The 1,721-nt window shown below is 24.5% G+C and carries 2 protein-coding genes; both read right to left on the bottom strand.

Annotated features, from left to right (window positions below):
• Positions 1–1,161 (bottom strand): hypothetical protein (locus L8W69_RS09090; protein WP_263666979.1); only part of this gene is annotated, 1,161 nt, incomplete at its 3' end.
• A partial coding sequence (locus L8W69_RS09085) for a hypothetical protein (RefSeq protein ID WP_263666978.1) occupies positions 1,154–1,721 on the bottom strand: 568 nt, incomplete at its 5' end. The genes L8W69_RS09085 and L8W69_RS09090, both read right to left, overlap by 8 nt.

Below are 1,721 nucleotides of genomic sequence, written 5' to 3'. Positions count from 1 at the left end.
TTCTTTGTTTTCTAAGATGAAGTGGCTAAAAGAAAGATTATAAAAGCGTAATAGCTTAGAATCTTCTTTGGTGTCGTTTTTCTCTAAATTCTCAAGTAAGGTTTTATTTTGAGAATAATTAAATTCTATAACGCTTTTATAAAGTTCTTTTCTTGCATTTAAATAAGTATTTGTGATTTTATCTTTGTGTAATAAGAATATAGTATAAAAGCTAGAATGATAAGGAAATTTTTCTTCGTTAAATAAGGTTTGATTGTTTTGATTAAAACTTGTAAAACTTTCACAAAAATATAAAGCTTTTAATAAATAAAATTCTGAGTTAATGTGGATGTTATCTATTGTATCTTTTAGTTTTAATGCTTTATAATCTTTTGATATAGTTTTGAGTAAACTTTTTTCATTAAGCAAAGATGGAGTTTTTTTAACATCATAAAAAGGATAGTAATAATTTTTTAAATCTTTTGAAATTTTGCCATTATAATATAATTGAATTCTTTGCATATTTTTAATTTGTGTTTGATGACAATGTGCTAAGTTATGATAATATTTTTCTTCAAAACTTAAATGAGTTTCATATTCTCTTATAAAATCAATAAAAGAAATACCACTATCTTTTAACCAATCTTCTATTTTAGAATTAATCCACCAAAGAATTATCATACCAGTGCCAACAATACTAATGGCTGCTAAAACACCTAACAAGGTGCTACTTGTAATTGCTATTGCACTATAAGTTGTAATGGCTGCTGTTCTTATTATCGGTATTCCTATTGTAAAAATTTGTGAAGCAATAATTTCAGAACCAATTTTTACAGAAACTTTTAAACCATCTTTTGTTTTTTGATATTCTATTAAAGCATCAATTCCACTAAGGGTATTATCTGCTCTTTTTATGATGATTTTAAAAGGGAGTAGGTAGGGTTCGAGGTCTTTGTTGAATTGTTTTACTGTATCTAACATGTTGTTTAAATAGCCGATTGTTTCTTTCTTGTCTTGAACTTCATTTTGATGCATAAAATTTTCTGTTTTATTTACATCTTCTATTTCTTTAAGTAGTTTTTCTCCTATTTCATCTACACCTGCATCTTTTAAAAGAATTTGCAATTCTTTTTCTGTTTCGTTTAAGGTTTTATTTTGAGTGTTAAGTTCTATCTCATTCATTTGTGCATTCTTTTAGTTTAGATTGTAGAGTGTTAAGATTTGTCAATGTCTTCTTGTTGAAGTTTTCTAAAATTTTATTAATATTTTCTTTTAGCTTTTCTTTAGTTTGATTATCTAAAAAAAAATCTTTACGAATTCTTTTTGTAACATTGTCTGTAATTTTATTTAGTTTTCTCATTGTATTTAAAATTATTGCAGTTTTAGAATTATCAAATTTACATGTGAATTTTTTAGAAAGATCTCCAATATAAATATGGGAAAATCCCCAGTTGTTTCCAATTAAAGAAGATGTATAATAAACAATATGTGAAAAATCATGACTTTTGATTTTATTTTGCAAAAAATCCTCTTCTAAACGAGTATTTAGAAAAAATAAAAAATCTTCAAAAACTTTAAATCTTTCCTTATCAAATAAAAAATAAGTTTGATGATTTGTGATATTTCTTTCATTGTATAAAAGATAGGATGTAATATCGTTATTTAAATTTAAAACAATTCGACTAGCTTTTCTTGAAAGTTCTTCATCTTCATCTAGGAATGAATAAATAGTTAAAGTTCTT

The organism is Campylobacter sp. CNRCH_2016_3089, from assembly GCF_025772505.1.
Classification (GTDB): Bacteria; Campylobacterota; Campylobacteria; order Campylobacterales; family Campylobacteraceae; genus Campylobacter_D; species Campylobacter_D lari_D.
This window is presented reverse-complemented; position numbering and strand designations above follow the sequence as displayed.